The sequence below is a fragment of the Cytobacillus solani genome, assembly GCF_001420595.1.
In the GTDB taxonomy this organism is placed as follows: Bacteria; Bacillota; Bacilli; order Bacillales; family Cytobacillaceae; genus Cytobacillus; species Cytobacillus solani.
In genome coordinates, this window is record NZ_LJIX01000006.1 from 2,622,493 (window position 1) to 2,638,235 (window position 15,743).

Below are 15,743 nucleotides of genomic sequence, written 5' to 3' on the forward strand. Positions count from 1 at the left end.
CCGTTGTTAACACAAAAAACGACTGCCTGTATGACAATCTTCATTACTTAACTCTTTCTATAACTTAAAAGTTTTGCTGCTACATTTAGAACCTATTGTACAATTAACATCGGGAGAACTAACAAACTTGAATTTGCATGAGTTCATATATCTTACGAGCGGTGTTAACATTTCTTACCGTAACCTGTTTGTATAACTTTGATCCAATTATTTTTAACATACCACTTTTGGTTACATTTTTCTTGTCAACAGACCATAAAATCGCACCAGGAACATATATCACCGTGTCAATATTTGGTTTAATGATTAAATTCATAAGTACAGATTCATCATCAATTTCATCCCATAAAAACATGACATCACTTTTCATGTCTTTGTCATTTTTCCAAGTGTCAGGAATAGCGTTAATGATTCCTCTAATATCATCGATACTTCGAACTACTACTTTTATTTGTAATCTGAAATCACCTTGTATCGCTTCTTCCAAAATACGTGATAGTTCAGTTTTTGATGTACCTTTGTATGAAAAAATAATATTACCTGTATTGATATATGTCACCACATCATTCATCCCGGCTTGTTCAAATGTTTGTTTAAGCAACTTCATGTCAATTTTATTTTTTCCACCGACATTTATCCCCCGAAGGAGAGCGATATAAACCATAACTATCCTCCTTACAACTTTTTACTTATCAACCCAATAAATCTTATTGATTACACCTGTTCGAATAATATGTTCTATAAAAAATGAGCTAATCCTTCTTGGATCCGCTCACCTGACAGAAATCCTTCACTTTATAGCCAAATAAAATATAAGTGTCAGTTAGCTTGCTACCATCTGCGGAAAGATCATCATTCATAAAAGTACCTTCTGATACAAAACCAAGTTTTTCTGGGATTACATGACTCTTATCATTTGTTGAATCACAATTTATTTTAATTCATCTAAATTTAATATTTTTGAAATGAATACCTATATACTTTTCTTGCTTACAACGTTAATTATAATTCCAAATAAGGCTATTCCTGTTAATGAGCCGACGACAAATGACCATGAAAAGTAATCAAAGATAAAATAGATTATTAACATACAGACAATATATCCTGTAAAAAAGCCTATGATAAATTTGTTTTTTTTCATTATATCCACCTACCATTCAATTAGTAGCTTTTTAATAAAAGGAATCCATTTGTGAAATAGAGATTATTATTCAAAATCATAAACATTCAACCGCTCGTTGATATTTGCCAATTCCCTAAAGTTCTCAATTTCTAATTTTACTTTTCCCTCAGAATCAGGAACATAGTAGACTATGTATATTTGCTCAATAACATTTTTTGCTTCATTTACAATTACTTTGTATTTTTCTATATCTACTTCAGTAAATTCTCCGTTTTTATCATGATTTTCCTCAATTTCTTTTCCTATATTCAATAATTTACTCACAATAGGTAAAAGTAAATCTTCAGCCACAATTCTATCAATAACATTCGCATAAGCTTCTATTGAAATTAGATTTTCATTCATCACTTTTATAGATTCAATTGAAATTTCTTCTGTTGAATCTTCAACAATTTCATTAAGACTATCCCATGCATTAAAAATTGAGTTACCCAACACTGCTTCTAAGCTTAATTCTGATTTATCCTTATCTATTTGAAAACTTATAATAATTGCTAAAATAACAAGGAATCCACCTGCAAAATATGTAACTACTTTCCTCATTTTACTCCGACCTTCCTATAAAAATGAAAATTACTTCTAATTACTTCTATTCCTAACTGTAAAGTTCTTATTGCACTAAGAAGCTCCATTGCCAAGAAAAAGATGTTAATCCTTCCTTGATCTTCAACTCTTGAACAAGTTAGCTAGAGTATATTTTCTTACAAACTATCACCTTGAATAATTCCAACTCAGGTTTTAACTGTTTTGATAGCCTTTTGTTTCATTCCTATTGTAACCACCCCCGTACTATAAGACCACTCTTTTGATGTCTAAAAAGTTCAACAACTAATTCCAGCCTAATATTGAAAAAATGTGTTCAATATTATAAATAATAATTAATCCTAAAATTAGAAAAATAAGTGTGGTAATATATTGTTTTGAGTTTTTAATATACTTCCACTCCATAAAAGATTGAGAACCTGATAAAAAAGTAAGATAAACTATCCAAAACCACTTTAGACTTATGCTACTTTTAAATTTTCCGATTGTCTTGTGTAAGTATTCTGCTTCCATAATAAAAAATCGTCTTTCCTTTTTTGAAAAAACGAAGCCGTTAATCAAACATTGTAAATGCGACAGCTATTGGATAAAGTGGAACACCAACAATGAACATCCCAGCCAAAAGGTAACATACACTTGTGAAAATAAATTTATAGAAATCATAACTTACCCCAGCTAAATCTTCTATAAACCTTGCCAAAAGTAACCGATCCTTTCCTACCCGATATTTAATATTTTCCCATAAACTTACCACTTCTACAAAACCTTAAGAAATCCCTTCTTATTTCACTAAACCCCTTTATTCGTACAATTCACTATATGAAAAAAGCGTCAATCCTTTTAGATTAACGCAACTCGTAACATTAAATACAATTCTTCACCCTGTAAAAAAGTTAAGTATTGTCTATCGTTCTGTAGGGTATGGAAAAGATTATTTAATTATACTTTATATTAAACTCTTAATCTAAAAACACTTTAAAATGCAAAACAATGGGAATCAAATGGTCCGCACTGTTTTTATCATTATTCGGCTCGTGTTTTCATTAAATGTTTTAGAAGATTGATTGATCTAACTTCACTAACAAATGTAGAGCCTAGTAGCAATGCACCACCAAGCATTTGAACAATTGTCAATTGCTCTTGCAATATAATTGCAGAAATCAATATAGCTACAAATGGATCCACGTAACTTAGCATAGCTATATTCTGTCCTTTTAAATTCTCCATACCAGCGAAAAACAACCAAAATCCAATCCCAGTATTGATGATCCCTAAAATGAAAATAAAAGGAATGGAAGAACTTGATACTTCAAAGATACCAAAGCCAGAAGTCAAGAAAACATATGGCATTAGGAGCAAAGTAGTTATTCCAAGCTGAATGATAGTCAGCTCTAACTTTTCCATATCTATAATAAATTTATTTAAAAGCAATAACGCGGCGTAAAATGCTGCTGCGATTAATCCAAAGGAAAGCCCAAGTATATCATCAGATCTAGATGCGCTGATGCCTTCTCCTACAATCATTAACATACCTATGAGCGCAACACCAATACACACAATTTTTTTAATGGATAATTGTTCACGAAGTACAAAGGGAGAAAGAATCATCACAAACACAGGTGCAAAGTAATAACCTAGCGTTGCATTGGCAATTGTCGTATGGTCATACGATTGGTAAAGAAATATCCAATTTCCTCCCAATGCAATTCCTGAAAGAATCAAGAATAAAGCATTCGATTTAACTAAATTCCACGATATTCTTTTCTTAATCATAATGAATATTAACAGTAAAAATAAGAAACCTATGAAACTGCTTAGTAAAGCTCTTTCGCTCGAAGACAAATTAATGTATCGAACAACTAAACCAATTGTTCCAAAAATAATCATTGATAATATAAACTGAATTTTAGATTTCAATGTCTACTCCCTCGAATCTGCGAAACAGCTTGTAGTTCGCAGATGAAATTGCTTCATCTGTATTCACTCGTTCAAATGAAAGCTGAAACTTTGTCAATGATTCGTAGACCATTTCTTGTAGCGGAGACTTATAGATGTCTAATTCTTTTTCCATAACTTCACTCACAAATATCATCTTTAACCACCTTCTCTTTTCCCAACTTGAATTTTTAATAGTAATAACATATCATATTCACATCTATTACAAAAACGAATGTTTTTCATGAAACGCATGACGAAACCGGATGGATGGAGGAATGAGATTTGAATATCCAAAAATATATGGCATTTGTCAAAGCAGTAGAATACGGTAGCTTTACAAAAGCTGCACAAAGCTTGGACTATACACAATCTGGGATCAGCCGTATGATTAACGATTTAGAAACGGAATGGGAGGTTTCCCTTTTCGAAAGAGGACGTGCAGGAATCAGTTTAACCTCGGATGGTTTAAAGTTACTTCCCCAATTAAAGCGTATCTGTATTGAACATGAAATCTTAATGACACAGATCGAAGACTTACACGATATGCAGTCCGGGATGATTCGAATTGGGACATTTTCCAGCGTAGCAACCCATTGGCTCCCTAACATTATTAGAATTTTCAAGAAGGATTACCCAAAGATTGACTTTGAACTTCTGCTTGGTGATTATACAGAAATTGAAAGCTGGATTCAAAATGGACGTGTTGACTTCGGATTTGTGCGACTGCCGTCAAAAGCAGAGCTTGAAACTACATTTTTGGAGCAAGACCGTTTGCTGGTAGTGATTCCGCAAAATCATCCACTCGCTAATTGCAAAAAGTTTCCAATCAACGAACTATTGAACAGTCCGTTTATGCTATTGGAAAAGGGTGCAAAAGCAGAAATCTCTGAAATTTTCGAGAAGCACCAAATTTCACCACAAATTAATTTTACAACATGGGATGACTATGCAATTATGTCTATGGTGGAAAACGGGCTAGGAATTAGTATATTACCAGAATTGATTTTACAGCGTATCCCTCACAAAATTATCGCGAAAGAGCTTGAAGTTCCTGCTTTTAGAAATATTGGTATTGCCACAAGAGAACAAAAATCACTTTCCCTTGCGTCCAAAAGATTTTTAGAATATTTATCATATAGAAACAGGGAGTGAAAAAGTGTGATGGAGAAATCATTTAATCACATTGTTAAAACACTCCATCATTTTAATCATGATTTCTCTTCCCACTTTCTTAAACGAATATAAAAGAGTCTGTCTAAAATATCTCAAATAACTCTTAATAATGCTTCTTGTACAACCTGCCTCTATAGTTAAATAAGAAAAGCGATGCTTCGTAATCGAAGTATCGCTACCCGTTAGTTAAAATGTCCTCTTTTAGTAAGTTGTTTTCAAAAGAGATGTTATAGGCTCGTGTCCAATAATTATCTCGATTAGTTATGTGACTTCTTGAGATCAACAACTGCAGTTATGGTTGTTAGCAGAACTCCCTAACTATCTGCTTCTTTATTTCATTTAAAGGGAAATTTTTAGGGTAGGAGATTATCATTAGCATGACCCCGTGAAGGGTGGATGAAAAATACAATGACCGTTTTCTTGGCTCTTCGATTCCTAACTTTTCAAAAATCTTGCATTGAATTTCAAACTGATTTGCATTTTCTTCTATAAGCACTTTACTGTATTTATTTAATAGCTCATCTTCCTCCGGCTGTGTTTGCAAATTTAAATAAAACCGAAACTCTGCCGGATTTTCATAAACATGATCTAGTGCATGTTCAATAATATATTTTAGTTGGTCTTCAGGTCTTTCAAATCTTATTGCATTACTCATAACTTCACTTACTCCAGTAACTCTAGAACTGATCATATATGCAAGAAGTTCCTCTTTCCCTTTAAAATAATTGTAAAGCAAACCTTTAGAGACACCAGCGTGTGAGGCGACTTCACTTATTGAAGTTGTATGATAGCCTTTTTTTATAAATAACCCCATCGCAGTTTCAAGGATTTTCTCCTTGGATAAATGACGAATACGCTCGTTTTCTTCTACTGTTCGTGGCATAGCACTTCATCCCTTTAAAAATTTGATTATCGATTGAGACACTTGTTCCGGATGTGTTAATGTCACCATATGGTCGGCTCCTGCAATTTCAGTAAATTCTATGTTAGGAACCAGCTTGAACGATTCAGCAACCGCATAATTATCCGGAATATCCTCTGTTCCAATTATGAAAAGCGTATTCGCTTTAATACTTCCAAGCCTTTCTATAGAAGGTGGATCAGACCAAATGATCTCAAAGGATTGCCACTCAAATGTATTTATTATATGTTGGCGAATCATATCAATCATTAATTCACGATGTGTGCTGTTCATCACAATGCGGTTGGTTGGTACAGCAAGCGCTAATTGAACCATCTTTTCAACATTCGGTGCAGCTTCACTAACTTCTTTCATACTATTTTGAAATTCTTTTGAGTAATTAAATCCTGTTAGTCCAGGAGCAATTAATATAAGCTCAGATACTTTATCCGGGTAAGTTAGCGAAAATTCAGTAGCTATTTGGCCACCCATGGAATGCCCAATAATTACTGCATTCTCTATCTTCAGGTGTTCCAAGAGCATTCTTAAATCCTCAACATAATTAACAGGCTGTAAGAGAGAAGGAGACTTTCCGGCACCCCTGCCATCAAAGGTAATCACCAAAAAATGTTTTGACAAAACTGGAGCAATATAAGTCCAGTCACGGATATCTGAACCACCACTATGAATAAGAACCAGAGGTTTTCCACGTCCTTTAACCTCATAATATAAATCCACTCGAACACCTCATCTCGTCAATATTTTATAATTCAAATTAATTTTATTATTGACTGAACGTTTAGTCAATAATAAATTAGAAAAACGCCTATTTTATTCCAAAATTCTGCCCTGTTTGTTGAATAATAAAAAACAGCCTGATCGGTATTTGGATATTCAACTAATGCTGTCATATAGTTAAATACGAAAAACGATACTTCGTTATTGAAGTATCGCACCTTTTAATATAAGTATAAATTCTCAGAATCAAACTTTACCGTAACAAAATCTATTCCCTTAACGTGTATGGACATATAAAATAGACGCCTTCTAACTTAGGAAAAGCGCCACATATGAAAGATCGTTATCCTAATCGTAACGACTCCATCGCTAAGGGACTATTCAAATATTAAATACCAAAATATCGCAACTTCTTCAGTTAGCTAATTGATGCCTTTGTAGACAAGTTTGTCAAATCCACCAATAATGAACCCATACCGTTCATAAAACTTACATTCACTTACATTATTATTTTGTGTCTCTAACATAATACTGTTACAGGAAAGTGTAAAATAATAGAACAACGATAATAGAAACACGGATGAAAATTTGCTTATTTTTCCTTAACTAACTCCCCGATCGTTTATGAGCAACCCTTCACATACACCATATTTATTGAAGACCAAAGTCACATTATCCTCTTCATTCTATAATACATATGAGAGATTTTTTATGCGATCAATCTATATAATCCTGTCTAATAAATCCCCCACTTTTTCTGCCATTTCCTGTGGTGGATAGGGCATGTCATTTTTTAACCACCATTCCACTACACCTACGTAAGCATTTGCAACAAATTCGGCAACTATCTCTTCGTTTTGACCGAGATTTTTGCCTTTAGTCACATCCACGTCTTTTTTGAACTCTTCGATATTATGTTGAACAAACCTGCTGCGAAAATATCTTGCTCCTTCACTCGCCAACATCATCGAAAAAAATAAATAATTACTTTCAAGATATTCCATACAGATTACTGTCGATTCAACCCAATCCATTTCAGCTTCCAATTCACAAAGATTAGCCATGTTTTGGATATGACTTTGGCAAAAATATCTCCATCGGAAAAAACGTGTTTTTAAACACAGGGTGTTCCTTCCAAGATAGAGGTGGAATCACTATTGGAGACTGTTCAATGATCGGTATGAATGTCACGATTGCAACACTTAATCATGGTTTATCATTAGAAACAAGAAACACGACATCCCCCTCTCCAGACATAATTGGCAAAAATGTGTGGATTGGGTCAAACTCAACTATACTACCTGGCGTTTCGATTGGCGACAACTCTGTTGTTGCAGCAGGAGCTATGGTGACTAAGGATATTCCAGAAAACACTGTTGTTGCAGGAGTGCCGGCAAAAGTTGTAAAAAAAATAAGTAATAATTCAAAGTAATAGCACTAAAAGCAAAGAAATTGTTAGAACTATTCTTCCACCTCCTTTGCTTTTAGTATTCAATCTGTCTTTTCGTTCCGTAATAATTTGAATTTTATTACTTTCATAAGGCCTTATTCTATTAAATACCCCTTTTAATAAAAATAGAGTGCAATTTTTGGAATTGCACCGTTTAATGAATGACACAATATGATCTTTATCATAAAATCCATTATTTCCCTTTCACTACAACCCCCCGAAAGTTTAAGAGCAATACTTCACCTTCACAAATTTCCTAAACAAAACTGCTCCGATAGTTCAATAAGAAAAAGCTGCCTGATTTGGCAGCCAGATCTTAAAGTGAAAATTATATTTCAATATATTTTATGATTTTTGCTGGATTACCACCAACTACAACGTTATCTGGTACATCTTTAGTAACTACAGCACCGGAAGCGATAACGACATTGTTTCCAACCGTTACTCCAGGATTTATTACTGCGCTCCCACCAATCCACACATTGTTTCCAATAGCAATCGGTTTTGCATATTCTTTACCTGAATTACGTTCAATGGGATGAAGTGGATGTGCTGCAGTATATATCTGTACCCCAGGCGCAAGCATACAATTATCCCCAAAACGTACTTCACATACATCTAAGATGGTACAATCAAAGTTTGCAAAAAAGTTTTCACCTACATGTGTATTATAACCATAATCAAAGCGTATATTTGGCTCCATATATACGTTTTCCCCAGTTGAACCGAGTAATTCCTTTAATAATTCAGTTCGCTTTTCTCCTTCAGTTTCTAAAGTTTGATTATAAATCCTAACCTTTCGTCTTGCTTCCTTACGTTCCTTCAACAGGACTGCATCAGCTGGATTATACATTTCTCCATCCAACATTTTTTCTTTTTCGGTTTTCATTTTGTTACCTACTTTCATATGTAATGTACTTACAAATATTCTAGCTCAATCACTTTTCTTTTTCACTTACATGCTCCGATAGTCGATAATAATTAGCCGTTTCCGATCCACAAGGTATTCAACTCTATCGCCCGATTATGGTAGATATTACGGTATAGTTTCATCAACTATTCCATACGGAAATAAAAAGCTGGCATAAACCAGCAAACCTTAAAGGCGGATTTAATTTGCGATTTTCATGGGCAGCATTAAATGCCCATGAACACTGTTCCTTCAGTAAAAAAATAATTCAAGAATTATTCATAATTTACAAAAGGTAATTATAAATTCTAATGGAATTATTAACCATAAAAGGCGGTGTAGAAATGAGATATGTATTTAACTCTACTGGATATGAGGTGTATGATACATACATTGTGAGGGGAGAAAACTGCTACTTATACGATGAACAAGGTAACAAGATTATTGATTTCGAAGCAGGAGTATGGAGTACCGTTCTTGGACATAGTCATCCACATATTAATGGTGTAATCTATGAGCAGTTACAGAATATAATGCATCTTGGGTATCAGTATAAAAGCAGAATCGTCGAAGAAGCTGCAGAAAAAATACTTGGTATTACATCACTTCCTAATGGAAAATGTATTTTCCTTAGCTCAGGGAGTGAAGCTGTCGAACTAGTCGTTCAAATGGCCAAAAGGATCATGGCAAAGCCTCTATTACTTACCATGTCAGGGTCATATTTAAGTGCACTTGGGTCTGCTAGCAAAAAAGCAGACAATGAATGGTTTTCTTTTGACTTGAGCCTATGTAAGGGTTGCACTTTTGTAGAAACATGTAATCCTGACTGCGAAATATTAAAAAAAATCCCATTTGATGACATAGGAGGGTTCGTATTTGAGCCAGGTAATACATCAGGAATGGCCAAATTACCTCCAAAAGGACTTATAAAAAATATTGTTAAGAGGATAAAGGGACAAGAAGGAATAATTATTGCTAATGAAGTGACTACTGGCATTGGCCGTACTGGTCGCTGGTTTGGTTTCGAGCATTACGACATTGTTCCAGATATGGTGGCTATTGGTAAGGGTATAGGAAATGGTTACCCGGTTAGTGTAGCTGTACTTTCCAGTAATATTGCTAAAAGAGTATACGGCACAGGCTTCGTTTACGCACAATCACATCAAAATGATGCCTTGGGTAGTGCAGTTGCTCTTGAAGTGATTAAAGTTCTTCAGCAGGAACAATTAATAAATAAAAGTGCATTGTTGGGTGAACAATTCAAACGTAAATTGATTGAAATATCTAATGTCAGTCATTTGATTCAGGAAGTTAGAGGTGTTGGAATGATGCTTGTTGCAGAGTTTAATGATACTCTTGGCACAGAACATTTATCAGGAATTCATCGGAATCTGTTTCAATCAGGGTTTTTGGTTGGTTCGAGTTGGAGGGCTAATCTTCTTCGTTTTTATCCAGCATTGACCATTCGTGAAATTGATATTAATGATATGTTGACCTGTTTGACATCCTTACTAGTAAAAGAGGAAACTCGATTAAGCTCTAACGATGAACGATAGTTACATGCATTTTTTTACTTTTACACCATCCAATTTCGGAGGTGTTTTTTTATAACATAAACTTAATGACGTTGCGAAATACCATACTATTGGAGCGCCAATCCTTATACTAGGAAAGCACCATTTAACGAAAGAGCGTAGTCATATACTAGACTATATTAGATCTTAAATATTGCAGAAATGCCATCCAATACTGAACAAAACGAAGGCTCTTTTAGAATAACTTCCCATCATTCAAGAGCGATCTGTTAATTTTTTAAAACTATCCATGTTGCTGAACCCATACGCTATTAAGAAAGTGGATAGAAAAATAAAAAAGTCATAAATCGTGGACCATCCTTTTGGATTGTAATAATCAATCATTGCAAAAAAATTCATACCCCCGAAGGCTGCAATTGCAGCAAATATTAAACCTTTTAAAAGTGGATTAGTTCTTGGTTTAATTTGAATAACAAACATGATTGCAACCGGATCTAAAGCAAAATGATAAGGGAGAAATAATAGTGGAGCTATTGGTGAAAATTTCATCGGGTAAGACCACAGCCCATAAGCCAAGGCTATAAGATCAATAATTAGTGATATAATGATGGTTACAAAGCCTCCAATTAGAAGCCGACCCGTACTTTCCTTATCTCTAAACAGAAACCAAACTATCCATGGAATAATAAATAATCCAACCCCAAACCACCATTCCCATGTAAACATATAAGCGTTAACGACTGCTTCGGACATTAAATTATTCACTTTAATTAGCAGTTCGTATGCATTTTCCGTTTGTTTCATGCCTTCTTCAACTGTCATACTTCAACCCAACCCCACCATTTTGTATGTCTTAAGGGTTATCTTTTGCAATTTATCTTCCTTCTATACTTTAACTGTTTTCAATTTTGTTCCTAGTAAGTTCGGCAACAATAACAAGAATCAAATGATTGATATAAATATAAAAAAAATTATATAAAATACCAATCGACATGTAGGAGTTGATTAGATGGAGAATTATTTCATTATCCAAAACATCACTTCCACCCCAGAGTGGAAAATATATTTAATATTATCCTTAATCAAGGCTAACCCCGTTCTAAAATTAGGACGGGGTTAAAAATATAATTGTTTAATATTTAATGTAAGATACTTACTAGCTATAAAATATAACAATAAAAACGTTTAAAAATCTAGGTTTTACTTAACATTTTGTCCTTTTTATAAAAGATAGTAATTCTAATAATAGAATTGCGCCCTATTCTTGAATAAGACTTTAAACTATTCGCAAACTCCTAAAATTAAATATCCAATCCAAAACAAGAAGATTCATTTTTCATAGCCTCTTTCAATTTCTCTCTCAAATTTACTAACCATTCAGGTTCATTTTCCCACTTTTCCTCTACAGATCTTAATACACGAACATAACCATATAAATTAGCAAAACGTCTACAAGCTGGTAATAAAGACATCATATCAGCTGAAAGTTCATATTCGGTACGATATCCGTCCAAAAAGCATTGTTGTTTTTGCTGAAACATTTCAGCTGGAATACAATCTTGCAAGCTATATAGAGCTTGCTCAATATCTACTGCATACCAGTGATACATGGCATCGTCAAAATCAATAATGTTACAAGATTGAGACTTTTCATCATAGAATACATTATCATATTCAAAATCATAATGAATCAGTCCAAAATTGTTTTTGGTGATAGGAATAGAGTCAAAATAGTCTTGCAGTAATTTTGTTTCCATTAAAGCTGATGTTTCATTTGGAAAGTCAATTAGAACAGTTTGAATCCAATTTAACACGTCACTGTATGACCATCGCTTGTTTTTAATTGGATTATACTCACTAGATAACTGATGAAGTTTTCCTAATGCTTTTCCATAATTGAAGATGATGCTATCACTTAAATCGGTCTTGTTAAGCTGTACACCTGCCACACGTTTAAATACAGAAGCAAAGTAATCGCCCCATGGAGTTTGTGCTTCAACAAGTTCTTCCCCATTTTTTGACACAACTGTTTCTAAAACGCCATACTTTTTAGTACGCAGATAAGTAATAAACTCAAGTTCTGCTAGAATATTATCCTGCCACTTCTCAGATTTTGGAGAAAATCTTAACATTTGTGTCTTGCCTCGGGCTTGAAAAGGATAAATAGCATTTGAAGATATTCTATAATATTTAAATAAATCAATAGATTCTTTATCATATTCCCAATTTCCCAATAACATTTCTGCTAAATTCACATTGTCAAAAAGGTATTTTAATTTTAACATAAAACAGACAACTCCTTATTACCAAAATAGCATCAGTTCTTGTTCAATTTTTTTCTCAATATCGTCTATTTGTACTTAATCTGTGTAATTCAAATAACTGTTTTTGATAGCTTTCAAAATGAGTTTAAAAAAATCATCCAATCGAGTGTTTGTAAATTCATTTGTTTACATCCATTAAAATTTTGAAAATACCAACTGGAATTAAATTTTTGATATTTAAATCAAACAAAAAAACCACAGAATTATTTTACATAACCCTGTGGCTTAAAATGTTTAATTCATAACAAAAGCCTGTGCTTTGAATTGCCCAAGCTCTAATCATAGGTCAAATCAACCAACTTCTAACTAATTTAAACCGTATGAGTGAGAGGCAATAAATTTAATTTCCAAGGTTATCTTCATGAAATTTGTCATTGCGTATTCTCACTCCCTTCCATAATATTGTGAAAATTATATCAACTTATTCATTAAAAATCAATTACTTAATTGTAATTCCTTGAAATATTTTAATTTTCTTTCTATTATCTTCCAATCATTCAAGATTATGTCCATTTACATAAAGAAGTGCGTAATTCCTGCAGAATTGCTCCCGATTATTGAAGAATATATAAATTGATTACCCTTCAACGATTGCAAGGTATTTCAAAATTTCTCCATTGGATTCAACGATTAAAATATCTCCTCTATCCTTGGCAGAGTATATCTTTGCACCAATAGGAAGTTTATTCGACATTTCATCTTTGAAGACTGTATTAGCATCATTTCTTGATTTTATTTTACCGATTTGAACGTCTTTTGTTAAAGTTAGTTCTTCGACCCAGTCAATATCAGTCTTGTAGATTACTCCATCATACTGAAAAATATCAGCATCAGGATCTAATGTTAAAACTTCTTCGGCATCAATACTGTCAATTGTTACTTTTGTTGTTTCTCCATTATTAGAGCATCCTGTAATAGTAAATAAATTTAATGTAATCAAAACATAAAATAATCTTTGTATCATCACATTCTCCCCTTTATTATATAGACGGTAATTCCTATCAAAAGTTTCTTCTTCAACTGCCCGTTAGCTTTTATGTATTCCGTAACCATTTTATTTTTTACCATAAATATCCAATTATCATTAATGACGGTGTCCAAGAATCTTGCCCAATTCATTAAAAAGAGCGCATTTCTTGCTCAGAAATGCGGCCATTAATCGAATAACTCAGATTATCCTTGAACCTAAAAATCAATTATTTCTTGTTTAAAAAGCGCACCCGTTTAGTTCAATATAAATCTATGAAAAATGGATAACTAAATTCTGTTCTATATTGAATGATAGCTTCAATTGGTTCCTCATTATTCGTTTCGGTTTTCAAAGTATCTTCGTTTTTAATTAATCCTTCGTACCAAAAAATTTAAAAAAAGCTGCCAATGGCAGCTGAGAAAAATAAATTACTTTCATTGTTCAATCTCTTCTTTCTATTATAAACACTTTTTAATATCGTTAATGGCTTGTAAATGCATTCCTTCATGGAAGATCGTTCGAATTAACACCTGCTCGATTGTTCGTATACCCATTTCAGTAGGAGGATACTCTTCTTCTAAAACATGTCCATAGTTCTCCTTCAATTTTGCCGGTTGTTCTTTCAGCAATTTTTTAAGTTCTTTATAAGAAGGGGTTTCCGCTGAAAAATGAGCCGGCGTTGTTCCATAACTAAACCAATTGCGAAAAATATCTGGGACCTGTGTTTTCTTCTTTGTTAAAGCCTCAATCCATAGGTATTGATCCAGATAAATATGCCCCATATTCCATCTAATATTATTTTTGAAATTATTTGGGACTATTTCCGCTGCTTCTGCACTTATATCTTTCAGACAATGGAGAGTTTCTTCTCGGTAAGCTTCTAATTGCTTGAATAGAATAATATGTCGTTCTTTCATCTTTAATCTCCTTTCGAAAAAACATGATTATCAATATATTTATAATTCGTTTTCTAACGTTTTTTTCCTTGTTTAAAAATAAAATAACTATATATAGAGCAGAATAACCTATTTATATTTTTTTGTTGAGCTTTTCTTTCAAATAAAAACATTGATCTAAATAAACTAATATCATTAACATTGGCTAAACAAATGTGTACTAATTCATAATCTAATTACCCAAGATATTGTTAAATTTATAGCACATCTATTAAGTTTGTTCTTTGTCACTTTCATACGGATTTATTATTCCGTAATAAATTAAGTCTTCATATTTTCCATCTTTTACTACCTGATCTTTCAATAAACCCTCCTGTTTCATACCGATCTTTTCCATAATTCTACCTGACGCTGGATTGGATTTAAAATAACGTGCAAATACCTTATGTAATTTCTTTTCTATAAATGCAAAATTTATTAATGCTTTCGCAGCTTCTGTACCATAACCCTTACTCCAATATTCTTCACCAATCCAATAAGCGATTTCTCCATTTTTAAACTTTTGATTATTAGATAATGAAATTGCTCCTAATATATCTCCTCTTTCTTTATCGGTGATAGCAAACTCATATGAATGATCTTCATCGAAGTTTTTCTTATGGTTTTCCATCCATACCAATGCATCGTTTAAAGTATATGGATATGGCAAGTAAAGTGTACTTTTATAAATATTGAAATTATTACATAATTCTCTAACCTTATCTGCATCATTCTTTTCAAATAGCCTCAAATATAACCTGTCAGTATGAATTGAATAATACATTTTATCGAATTTCATCATTTATCACTCCTGTTTTTAGTCTTAATGTACCTTTTAATAAGCCTGGAAAGCTCATTAACCCTCCTTTTTAATAAATATAAAAAGCCCATCGTCTCCATAGAGACGATAGGCTTAACCTAACGCGGTACCACTCTAATTAATTTGTCTATTGTTAAAAACAAATAATCTTGTTACATGTTAACGAAGTCTATCCGTTCAAACCTACTTAATTTCAGTCTGACCACTCATAAGCGACTTAGGGAGTTTTGTTGACTACCTTCTCAGCAACCGATAGCTCTCTGAACAACTTTGACTCCATACTACTATTATTCACAGTGTTTTCTTTATTTTTAAAATATTAT

General features: G+C 33.0%; 17 protein-coding genes, 4 pseudogenes and 1 other annotated feature. Of the genes and pseudogenes, 3 read left to right on the forward strand and 18 right to left on the reverse strand.

Annotated elements, in window-relative coordinates:
- Positions 1–118 precede the first annotated feature (118 nt).
- The 8 genes and pseudogenes from AN957_RS14900 to AN957_RS14925 form a co-directional block, all read right to left on the reverse strand.
- Positions 119–664, reverse strand: coding sequence for a DUF1697 domain-containing protein (locus tag AN957_RS14900; RefSeq protein ID WP_056684887.1), 546 nt, complete (start codon positions 662–664; stop codon positions 119–121).
- A gap of 88 nt (positions 665–752) precedes the next feature.
- A pseudogene (locus AN957_RS26955) lies at positions 753–941 on the reverse strand (hypothetical protein); the annotation flags it as partial.
- A gap of 32 nt (positions 942–973) precedes the next feature.
- Positions 974–1,141, reverse strand: coding sequence for a hypothetical protein (locus AN957_RS27780; RefSeq protein WP_156319120.1), 168 nt, complete (start codon positions 1,139–1,141; stop codon positions 974–976).
- Between the two features lie 66 nt (positions 1,142–1,207).
- A complete protein-coding gene (locus tag AN957_RS14905) occupies positions 1,208–1,726 on the reverse strand; it encodes a hypothetical protein (protein WP_053476259.1) in 519 nt (172 codons plus the stop codon).
- A 285-nt stretch (positions 1,727–2,011) separates the two neighbouring features.
- Positions 2,012–2,239 (reverse strand): DUF4181 domain-containing protein, encoded by a 228-nt coding sequence (locus AN957_RS29195; RefSeq protein WP_056684889.1) that lies wholly within the window; start codon positions 2,237–2,239, stop codon positions 2,012–2,014.
- A 40-nt stretch (positions 2,240–2,279) separates the two neighbouring features.
- Positions 2,280–2,480: a hypothetical protein gene (locus AN957_RS14915; RefSeq protein ID WP_056684892.1), complete on the reverse strand. Its 201-nt coding sequence runs from the start codon at positions 2,478–2,480 to the stop codon at positions 2,280–2,282.
- A gap of 269 nt (positions 2,481–2,749) precedes the next feature.
- Complete coding sequence (locus AN957_RS14920; RefSeq protein WP_056684895.1) at positions 2,750–3,643, reverse strand: DMT family transporter; 894 nt, start codon at positions 3,641–3,643, stop codon at positions 2,750–2,752.
- Positions 3,633–3,818, reverse strand: coding sequence for a hypothetical protein (locus AN957_RS14925; RefSeq protein WP_053476263.1), 186 nt, complete (start codon positions 3,816–3,818; stop codon positions 3,633–3,635). The genes AN957_RS14920 and AN957_RS14925 overlap by 11 nt, the downstream gene beginning before the upstream one ends.
- 128 nt (positions 3,819–3,946) lie before the next feature.
- On the opposite strand from AN957_RS14925, the gene AN957_RS14930 reads away from it, so the two are divergent.
- Positions 3,947–4,816 (forward strand): LysR family transcriptional regulator, encoded by an 870-nt coding sequence (locus AN957_RS14930; RefSeq protein WP_056684899.1) that lies wholly within the window; start codon positions 3,947–3,949, stop codon positions 4,814–4,816.
- Positions 4,817–5,138: 322 nt separating this feature from the next.
- On the opposite strand, the gene AN957_RS14935 is transcribed toward AN957_RS14930, so the two are convergent.
- The 4 genes and pseudogenes from AN957_RS14935 to AN957_RS14945 form a co-directional block, all read right to left on the reverse strand.
- Entirely contained in the window at positions 5,139–5,720 is a 582-nt protein-coding gene (locus tag AN957_RS14935; RefSeq protein WP_053476265.1) for a TetR/AcrR family transcriptional regulator, read from the reverse strand.
- Positions 5,721–5,726: 6 nt separating this feature from the next.
- Complete coding sequence (locus AN957_RS14940) at positions 5,727–6,476, reverse strand: alpha/beta fold hydrolase (RefSeq protein WP_056684902.1); 750 nt, start codon at positions 6,474–6,476, stop codon at positions 5,727–5,729.
- A 422-nt stretch (positions 6,477–6,898) separates the two neighbouring features.
- Positions 6,899–7,006 (reverse strand): annotated as a pseudogene (locus tag AN957_RS27785) (GNAT family N-acetyltransferase); the annotation flags it as partial.
- Positions 7,007–7,198: 192 nt separating this feature from the next.
- Positions 7,199–7,558, reverse strand: a pseudogene (locus AN957_RS14945) (TetR-like C-terminal domain-containing protein); the annotation flags it as partial.
- Between AN957_RS14945 and AN957_RS14950 the strand changes: the two are divergent.
- Positions 7,537–7,908: pseudogene (locus AN957_RS14950) on the forward strand (DapH/DapD/GlmU-related protein); the annotation flags it as partial. The pseudogenes AN957_RS14945 and AN957_RS14950 sit on opposite strands and share 22 nt — an antisense overlap.
- Positions 7,909–8,254: 346 nt before the next feature.
- On the opposite strand, the gene AN957_RS14955 reads toward AN957_RS14950, so the two are convergent.
- Entirely contained in the window at positions 8,255–8,815 is a 561-nt protein-coding gene (locus AN957_RS14955) for a sugar O-acetyltransferase (protein ID WP_056684906.1), read from the reverse strand.
- Positions 8,816–9,180: 365 nt separating this feature from the next.
- Here AN957_RS14955 and AN957_RS14960 point away from each other — a divergent pair, with 365 nt between their 5' ends.
- Entirely contained in the window at positions 9,181–10,392 is a 1,212-nt protein-coding gene (locus tag AN957_RS14960) for a class-III pyridoxal-phosphate-dependent aminotransferase (protein ID WP_056684909.1), read from the forward strand.
- Between the two features lie 234 nt (positions 10,393–10,626).
- On the opposite strand, the gene AN957_RS14965 is transcribed toward AN957_RS14960, so the two are convergent.
- The 5 genes from AN957_RS14965 to AN957_RS14985 all read right to left on the reverse strand — a co-directional run bounded on the left by AN957_RS14965 (position 10,627) and on the right by AN957_RS14985 (position 15,399).
- Positions 10,627–11,193: a CBO0543 family protein gene (locus AN957_RS14965; RefSeq protein WP_053476269.1), complete on the reverse strand. Its 567-nt coding sequence runs from the start codon at positions 11,191–11,193 to the stop codon at positions 10,627–10,629.
- Between the two features lie 479 nt (positions 11,194–11,672).
- Positions 11,673–12,656, reverse strand: coding sequence for a phosphotransferase enzyme family protein (locus AN957_RS14970; protein WP_056684912.1), 984 nt, complete (start codon positions 12,654–12,656; stop codon positions 11,673–11,675).
- 616 nt (positions 12,657–13,272) lie between these two features.
- Entirely contained in the window at positions 13,273–13,659 is a 387-nt protein-coding gene (locus AN957_RS14975) for a hypothetical protein (RefSeq protein ID WP_245637790.1), read from the reverse strand.
- Positions 13,660–14,123: 464 nt separating this feature from the next.
- Entirely contained in the window at positions 14,124–14,582 is a 459-nt protein-coding gene (locus AN957_RS14980) for a DinB family protein (protein WP_056684919.1), read from the reverse strand.
- Positions 14,583–14,832: 250 nt separating this feature from the next.
- On the reverse strand, positions 14,833–15,399 hold the full coding sequence (locus AN957_RS14985; protein WP_056684922.1) for a GNAT family N-acetyltransferase: 567 nt from the start codon (positions 15,397–15,399) through the stop codon (positions 14,833–14,835).
- A 98-nt stretch (positions 15,400–15,497) separates the two neighbouring features.
- Positions 15,498–15,724 (reverse strand) — a binding site (T-box leader).
- Between the last annotated feature and the right edge of the window lie 19 nt (positions 15,725–15,743).